The 8,938-nt window shown below is 50.4% G+C and carries 6 protein-coding genes; all 6 read right to left on the bottom strand.

The features are described 5' to 3' along the window. Positions 1–270, bottom strand: a 270-nt coding sequence (locus GXO76_07665; GenBank protein ID NOY77729.1) for a hypothetical protein, incomplete at its 3' end; no start/stop codon positions are given. Between the two features lie 94 nt (positions 271–364). Continuing rightward, the gene (locus tag GXO76_07660) at positions 365–2,614 is read right to left on the bottom strand and encodes an ATP-dependent RecD-like DNA helicase (protein ID NOY77728.1); all 2,250 of its coding nucleotides are present in this window, start codon (positions 2,612–2,614) and stop codon (positions 365–367) included. 106 nt (positions 2,615–2,720) lie between these two features. Continuing rightward, positions 2,721–4,868, bottom strand: coding sequence for a M1 family metallopeptidase (locus GXO76_07655; protein NOY77727.1), 2,148 nt, complete (start codon positions 4,866–4,868; stop codon positions 2,721–2,723). 431 nt (positions 4,869–5,299) lie between these two features. Next, complete coding sequence (gene miaA / locus GXO76_07650; GenBank protein NOY77726.1) at positions 5,300–6,241, bottom strand: tRNA (adenosine(37)-N6)-dimethylallyltransferase MiaA; 942 nt, start codon at positions 6,239–6,241, stop codon at positions 5,300–5,302. A 26-nt stretch (positions 6,242–6,267) separates the two neighbouring features. Continuing rightward, a complete protein-coding gene (gene mutL, locus GXO76_07645; protein NOY77725.1) occupies positions 6,268–8,031 on the bottom strand; it encodes a DNA mismatch repair endonuclease MutL in 1,764 nt (587 codons plus the stop codon). A 101-nt stretch (positions 8,032–8,132) separates the two neighbouring features. After that, the coding region (locus tag GXO76_07640; GenBank protein ID NOY77724.1) for an MBL fold metallo-hydrolase at positions 8,133–8,938 on the bottom strand (806 nt) is incomplete at its 5' end.

The following is an 8,938-nucleotide window of genomic DNA, read 5'->3' as shown; positions in this document are numbered from 1 at the left end:
GTAATTACGATACGAATCCGGAAGTTGAAAATCCCTCTTGAAAAAATAGGTCGTTGCTTTGGGCACGGTCCCGGGAATCCTGATCGTTTGCCAGCGATCGGATTCCTTTTCGCGAACCAGCCACTTGCCAGCCAATGAAATGTTGTGACGGGTACCGGTTCCGGAAAACTGAGAGGCGGTTCCCAAACCGAATGTTTCCGTCAGAAAGAGTAAAGCAATCCCCGCAAAAAAAACTCCCCGCAAAACGTACCGCTGCATTTTGATCATCACAAACAGACATCCTTGTTGGATATTAAAGAAAATGCACCCATGGAAATAATCAAATTTAATAAAACCCCGTCTGAATTACAACCATTTTTTAGATTTATTGAGAGGCTTCTTCTCCAAACGATTCCTGCAAAAATTCCTTTAAACCGGTGTAGCGTTCCTGCACCCGATTGTTTCCAATCGCAATGGCAAGTGCCTTTTTTGTTCCAATGAGCACAACCAATTCCTTTGCGCGTGTGATCGCCGTGTAAATGAGATTCCGCTGAAGCATAATGTAGTGATGGGTGGTTATCGGGCAGATCACCGCCGGATATTCCGAACCCTGACTTTTGTGAATGGTAATCGCGTAGGCCAGCACCAGCTCTTCAATATCCGAATAATCGTATTTTACGGGAAGATCAAACAGCACCCAGAATTCCCTGTCCTCGGGATTGATTTTCTGAATCACACCGATATCCCCGTTAAAAACGCCTTTTTCGTAATTGTTGCGAATCTGCATGACCTTGTCCCCCTCCCCAAACCCCATCTTTCCGCGGAAAAGCTTTTTCTGCCCCGGATTCAATGCCTCCTGCAGCAGGCTGTTGAGACGGTCCACGCCAATGGGACCCTTGTACATGGGTGTCAGAACCTCAATGTCCTGCAGGGGATTGTACCGATAGCGTTCGGGCAGTTTCCTGGCCACCAGCTCCAGGATCATGTTGGCAGACGCATCCGGATCCGCTTGCTGAATAAACAAGAAATCCCCGTAATCGTCAATGGGCTTGATTTTCCGTGAAGGGGTCAGAATGTCAACCCCCTGTTTTCGCTCCAGATCCGGCATCAGTCCCTTGTTAATTCTGTGGGCATTTACCACGATTTTACTGTTCAGCGCCTGTCGAAAAACCTCCGTCAGGTGCACCACCTTTACAATCCCCGATGCAATAATATCCTGGAGTACATTCCCGGCCCCCACAGATGGGAGCTGATCGACATCCCCGACAAGGATCAGCTTGGCCTTTAACGGAAGGGCCTTTACGAGATGGTAGGCCAACATCGTGTCAACCATTGAGAATTCATCCACAATAAGAACATCGACCTTCAGCGGAGAATTCTCATTGTGAGAAAACGTGCGGCTCTGGGGATCGTATTTCAAAAGCCGGTGAATGGTTGAAGCGGGAAGGTGCGTGGTTTCGGAAAGGCGTTTTGCCGCCCGTCCGGTGGGAGCCGCCAGCAAGATGGACATTTTGTACGCTTGAAACAGGTGAATAATTCCCCGTACGGTGGTGGTTTTTCCCGTTCCGGGTCCGCCGGTGAGCACCAAAACCTTCTCTTTCATCGCCAGTGCGATCGCCCGTTTTTGCTCCTCCGTGTAGCTAATCTTTTGTACGTATGAGAGCTGTTCCACCCGCTTCCGGGTCTCTTCCTCACCCAGCCTTACAAGATTGACCGATGCGATCAGGGCCAGTTTTTCAGCCAGTCCCTTTTCCGCATGGTAAAAGGCGGGCAGGTAAATTTTCCCATTGTCGGGTGTCAAATGATTGACTTCAATCAGCTCGTCGAGAACCGCAACAACCCGATCGCGGGAGATTTTCAGAATATCGCAGCTTTTTTCGATCAATTCCTCCCGCGGCAGGTAGGTGTGCCCCTCATCAAGCGCCCTCTGCAGACAGTATTTCAGCCCGGATTCAATTCGGGCCGGTTCTTCGGCAGAAATCCCCATGTTTTGAGCAATTTTATCCGCCGTCAAAAATCCCACGCCAAACACGTCATCTGCCAGTTTGTAGGGGTTTTTTCGAATGATGTCCAGGGTCTGGGTGCCGTAGGTTTTGGCGATTTTACCCGCCAGCACGGGGCTGATTCCGTACTGGCTGAGAAAAATCATAATGTCCCGTGCCTGATTTTGTTCCTTCCAGGATTGCAGGATTTGCAGCAGCTTCTTTTTTCCGATACCCTCAATTTCGAGGAGCCGTTCCGGCTGTTCATCAAAAACCTTCAGGGCCTCCGTACCGAATTTTTCCACAATTTTCTTGGCCGTAGAACGCCGGATTCCCTTAATATTGCCCGACGCCAGATAACTTTCAATCCCTTTTTTGGTAACCGGCAAAATGGTTTCGTAGGATTCCGCGCGAAATTGCAGGCCGTATTTTTTGTCTTTGATCCAATCTCCGTGCAGGCGAAGGTGTTCCCCCTCCGAAATAAACGGCAAAATCCCAACCACGGTTATCCGGTCAAAAAGACCGTCATCCGGAATAAGGCGCACGACGGCAAAGCCGGTTTCGTCGCTTTTAAATGTAATGCGCGAAACCCGCCCAAGAAGGGTGTCCTTTTCTCCGGTAGAACCGGCGTTGAAGAAATCTTCTTTTCTCATTGATGAGCCTATCTGTCAGCGCAGGCGTAAAGCCTGCGGCTACCCCAAAATCTGTAGCCGCACCCTTTATGGGTGCGTTCTGTCAGCGCAGGCATAAAGCCTGCGACTACTTTAAGTTTACCACCAGCGGATTGTTGACCACGGGCCATCCGCCTTTTGCAACGGCCTTTGTTCCATCAAAAACCAGATAGCCGTATTTTCCGTAATGCATGATTTTCATCCCTAGTGTTCGAACCACATCGGGCGAAGCCGCGCGAAACAGGCACAACCCCTTTGCCGGATTCCACGGACTCCAGAATGCGGCCACCACACTCTTATTGGCGTAGGATTTCCCGGCCAGCGAAATACCGTTTTTTGAAAAGGCCAATTTCCCCTTCAACGCCGCCAGCGCCTTTCCGTAAAGGGCATTTTCTTCGGGTCCCCCAAACAGAAAAACGGACCCCGACGCCAGATCGGCGTTGGACACATCGGTATCCCACTTGATCATGCCATCCCCGGACCCCGTGAGCTGGTGCGCCAGAAGCTGGTAGGCTTTGGCCATGCCCGGAGCGGCCCGCGACGGAAGGACCATCACGGCATTTTCATCCCCCAAAATCAAACTGAGCACAGGGCTCATCTCGCCGTGATTGAGCCGCCGCATGAGATTGTAACCGGGATCCACAGCAAGTTTCAGGGGTTTTTTCTTGAATTGAAAATCAATCGGCGTTTCAGCCCGGGAAGTAACCAAAACCGTGTCCAGGGTATCCGATTTAAAATAGACCTGCACGGGGATTCGAAGCGCAAACACGCGTTCTTTCTGGAAGAGAGTCCCGGTCACTGTCCAGCCCCGTCGCCAGGATTTGTGACGGGTAACCTTCTCAAGAACAAGCCTTGGAGCGCCGGTCCGGTGCACCCATTGATCAAAGTAGGTGGAAAGGTCAAGTCCCGAAACGGCTTCAAATTCCTTTTGGAGATCGCTCCAACTGGCTTTCTGAAACTGTTTATCGCGAATAAAATTCCGCAGGGCCTGGTAAAATTTTTCGTCCCCCATCCACCGGCGAAGCATGTGAAAAACCATTCCGCTCTTGCCATAGCCGATCATCCGGGTGTACATGGCCGTTCGATTCAGGAATTTGTCCAGAGGAAAATCGTTCTTGTCATTCACGTAGAGGGTGTAGTCACGATCGATCCCGTAACGATAGGCACGGGCCTGCGCCGGTCCCTGCAGCTCCTTGTAATAGTAATCGGCCATGTACATGGTCAATCCCTCGCACCAGTTTCCGGAATCGTAATCGACAAAAACCGAATTGCCCCACCAGTTGTGGAGGATTTCGTGTCCCAGTGAGGTGTACACAATAAACGGAAGCCGCAGAACCGTTTGTCCCAGTACCGTGTAGGAAGGCATCCCGTAGCCCGTCGGAAAAAAGTTTTCAACGACCGCGAACTTTTTGTACGGATACGGACTGAGCAGCCGACTGTACATCTTGACGTACCGGGCCGAAAAGCTGAGGTATTTTTGCGCCAGGGACGAATCCTCCGGGAAAAAATACGTGTAAATCGTTACCGGGCCGGCCGCGAGTTCCCGCACATTATATTTCCCGGCAATCAGATACAGGCCATCCGCGGGGTGCTCATTTTTCCAATGAACCGTAAGCATGTTGCCGTCGGTTTTGTGCACCAGCCGCTCGCCCTGGGTTACGGTTTCCCACCCCTCCGGTGTGTGGGTGATCACTTCGTGCGAAGCCAGAGAAGACTCTGCTTCCGGAAACCAGTGGGATTCCGGGCCCAAAAACACCCCCTTTTCGCCGATGACTCCGCGGGTTTCCACAGCCGCCGCATCACGGGAATAGGCCGGCACATGCGGCGGATCGTAAATCTTCCCGGTGTACGTGATTTTAACTCTAAAGACACCCAGCAGATGCGGGGGCAAAGGGATCTCCAGAAGCTGTGCATTTGAATAAAAATCACGGGTATCCTTGCGGATCTTATGAAGAACCGATTCTACTGAAAATTCTGGAATCGTTCGATATAAGGCTGTTTGACCCTCAACCTGCACGGCCGTAACCCGCAGATTTCGATTGAGAAAGAGAACAACCTTGCTCAGCCCTGGAGTGTTTTGAATCAGGATGCGGTCGGTTGCCTCAAGCGTGTGCTTTTGAATGGAGAACGTGGCTTCGATTTTGTGATGCTGAATGTGCGGAATGATTGGTTTTTGCGCGAGAGAAACGGCACTCCAGAAACACAAAACAATCACCAAAGAAATGTACTTTTTCATTCGTCGGCCCTTTCTGCAAAAATCGTTAACCTAATTTAAAATCGGATTTTTTGGAATTTAGAAAGCTTTGAAAAATTCAAGATTTCTGACACGGGCAATGGCTCATAACAAAATAAGATCATAATTTGTGATAAAAATTAACTTGTAATTAACATGGGGGTCGCATTATAATTAATTGAAAAATATATTTATACGTAATATTTCTCTGTTATTGACCCTCCCCCCTTCCCCCTCCCTTAAACAATGGAGGGGGAGCGAGGGGGTGGTTTGAAAAAAAAGCAAATAATAAAATCCGATTTTTTCAAAGCTTTCAATTTAAATAATCCATAGCCGTCAAAACACAAGAATTTCATTTATCCTAGAATTCTTCGTGACTTGGCGGCTTTGCAGCCGTCATTCCTGAAACCAAAGCCTTGTACAATCCCCCCCATTCATTGGGGTGAACGCAAGTACGCCTTTTTGATTTTTTCCGAAAGGATTTTGGCCAATTTTTTGAAATCTGTCTCGGGGGTAATTTCAATCCACTGAATACGCTGGTCTGCCCGGAACCACGTCCACTGACGCTTGGCAAAACGCCGGGTGTTTTGCTTGATCTCCTCAACAGCTCTCTCCCTGGAAATCTCTCCCGCAAGATACGCGTAAATTTCCCGATAGCCCACGGTTTGCATGGATTGAAGATCGCGCCCATAGCCCATTTCCTTGAGGCGAAGGACTTCTTCAACCAGTCCCATTGCCATCATTCGATCCACCCGTTGTTCAATCCGCTGATAAAGGGCGGAGCGCTCCATGGTGAGTCCCCAAAAAACAGGCTGATAAGGCGACTCCTGTTTCATTCGTTTCAGGTATGCAGAGCGAGGTTCCCCGGTTAATTCAATGAGTTCCAGTGCCCGTAAAATCCGCTGTTCATCATTCGGGTGAATTTTTTCGGCCGATTCCGGGTCCATCCTTTGCAGCCGTTCATACAAGCGGGCCAGGCCCGTCGTGCGAGCCTCCAGCCTGAGCATTTCCCGAAGCTCGGGATCCGAGAGTTCCCCTTCAAACAGGCCATCGACACATGCGCGAATGTACAATCCCGAACCTCCCACCACGATTGGAAAATCCCCTGCGTGCACATGTTCTGCGATTCGCTGCCGGGCATCCCGTCCGAATTCCCCGGCGCTGTAGCTTTCATCGGGATTGCGGCAGTCGATGCACTCATGAGGCAGGGCCTCCAATTCTTCCTTTGTGGGTTTTGCCGTTCCGATGTCCATGAAGCGGTACACCTGGCGGGAGTCGGCAGAAATCACAACCAGTCGCGGAAAATGAGATGCAAGGGAAAGAGCCAGTGCCGTTTTTCCCACGGCCGTTGGTCCCACAATAACCGGAAGTCTCAATTTTTGAGTGTTTTCAGTCATGAATGTTACAAACGCAAGAACCGTTTGTCCAACTCTTCCAGAGGCATGGTTATGATCACCGGCCTCCCGTGGGGACAAAAATAGGGGTTTTTCGTTGCAAAGAGACCGTCGATGAGGGAGATCATTTCCTCCTGACTCAGCGGATCTCCCGCCTTAATGGCCGATTTACAGGCAAAAGACGCTGCGACCTTCTCCCGGATATCCCGTTCTTCAAGGTTTTTGTAATCGTCGATCATTTGCCGGAGAATGGTTTCTTCGTCGCCTCGAATGTCTGTGGGAACCGCCTCGATGACGACGGTTCGCCCCCCAAAATCCTTTACAATAAACCCCAGCTTGCTCAAATAATATTGAATTTCCCTCAGAACTTCGAAATCTTCCGCGTTCAATTCGACGGTTCTCGGAAAGAGCAGCTGCTGGGATGAGGGCGGCCGTTTATTGAAATGCTCCATGGCCTGCTCGAATAAAATCCGTTCGTGGGCCAAATGTTGATCAATAATGATGAGGCCGCTTTTAATCTGGGAAAAGATGTATTTCTTGTGGAGCTGCCACACCGAAACCCGTTCGCCCTGGGATGCCTTGTACAATTGCTGTTTGATCTGCGGACGCCCCGTGCCGGGCGGCTGTTCTTCCGCGGATACGGATCGTTCCTCTGAGGAAACACCCTCGTCCTGTTCCGACGGAAGTCCGATCGGGTGGGGCTTTCGCTGGGACTGTCGAAATTCAAACGGGAAATGGAGGTTTTTTGAATCGGACGATCCAGGCACCGTTCCCTGAAAAGACGGCTTGCGAATGGGTTCAAAAAACTCAGGTACATCCTCCGGCGAACGAAGCACGGGAACCGCCTGCGCCGAATTCAGAGCCTCTTTCACACCATTGAGAATGCTTCGAAAAACCAGTCGTTCGTCTTCAAACCGCACCTCAATTTTCGACGGGTGAACATTGACATCCACTTCATCCGGATTCAGGTGGAGATTTAATCGGTAAAAGGGATAATTTCCTTGCGGCAGCATGCTTCCGTACGCCAGAGAAACCGCGTAGTTCAGGGATTTATTCACAATGTAGCGGCGATTCAAAAACAAATATTGGTAACCCCGGGATGCCCGAAATAAATCCATGTTTCCCACGTAGCCGGACACGTGAATACCCGCAAATTCAAAATCAACCGGAATACTGTTTTCCCGGTACGTTTCACCCAATACAGCGGCAATTCGGTCTTCAAGAGATTGCTTTGGGTAGTGAAACACCTGCTGGGTGTTTCGATAAAGCGTAAAAGAGACCTCCGGGTAGGACAGTAAAAATCGATTGAGCACGGTGAGAATGTGCCGATATTCGGCGTTGTCGGTTTTCATAAATTTTCGTCGGGCAGGCGTATTGAAAAAAAGATTTTTCACCGCGATAGACGTGCCCTGTTGCCAGGCCGTTTTCTCGAGGGTTTTCACCAGCCCGCCCTCCAGCTTCAGGAGGGTGCCTTCGGGTTCTTCGGGAACGCGGGTTTTCATTTCCACCATTGAGACCGAGGCAATACTGGCAAGGGCCTCCCCCCGAAATCCCAGCGTTTGAATCCGGTGAAGATCCTCCACCGTGGAAATTTTACTGGTGGAATGGCGTTCGAAGGAAAGAATCGCATCGTTTTCGGTCATTCCCTGCCCGTTGTCCACAACCTGAATGAGAGATTTTCCGCCATCCTTTACAATGACGGTAATTTCGGTGGCACCCGCATCCAGGGAATTTTCAACCAATTCCTTTACCACAGACGACGGACGATCCACCACTTCCCCCGCGGCTATTTTGTTGCTCAGGGAATCCGGGAGAATCTTGATTTTTCCGTGTGCAGAAATGACACCTGCCTCCTGATTCTTTCGCGTTGAAGCTATAGGGAAACCTCCTCTCCCATGCGATAATCTTTTCCGTCGTGAATCACTTTTGTGGCGGCTCGAAACGGATCGTGCTCAAACATGAGCGTCCAGTTTTCTTTCACAGCGGTTGGGAGAATGTCCTTTTTTTCCTCCAGGGTCAGCAGCGGATTCAAATCGTACGCCATGATCCACGGCAGGGGAATGTGGGATGCGGTCGGGATAAGATCGGCACAGTACAGAAGGCTCCGGGACCCGTCCGTAACCCGTACAACCTGCATCGAAGGGGTATGCCCGAAAAGCTTCCGCACCTCGATACCGGGGAAAAGCTCCTGCGATTCCTCCAACTGAACCAATTGTCCCGCCTGTTCCAGCGGAACGTAATTTTCCGGGAAAAAGCTCGCCCGATCCCGTTCCGAGGGCTTTTTGCCCCAGGCGTATTGCCCTTTTTGAATGTAATAGGTGGCGTTCGGAAAGGCCGGTTTGACCGTGCCCGTTTCGTCCGCTATTGTTGCCCCGCCTGCGTGGTCAAAATGAAGATGCGTCAGAATGACATCCGTTACGTCGTCCGGTTTCAAACCCAAATTTTTGAGGGATTTTTCCGTGCTGTACCGGGAATAATCCACCCCGTAAATTCGCATCAGTTTTTCATTCAACTTGGAACCAATTCCGGTATCCACAAGAATCACTTTCCCCTTGCCGATAATGAGGAGTGACCGCAGGGCCATATCGATGCGATTTTTCTCATCTGCCGGATTGGTTTTTTCCCACAATACCTTCGGAACCACACCGAACATGGCTCCGCCGTCCAATTTAAAACGCC

This window comes from Calditrichota bacterium (genome assembly GCA_013151735.1).
Taxonomy (GTDB): Bacteria; Zhuqueibacterota; JdFR-76; order JdFR-76; family BMS3Abin05; genus BMS3Abin05.
The sequence above is the reverse complement of the archived record's forward strand: the minus strand, read 5'-3'. Positions and strand labels throughout refer to the sequence as shown.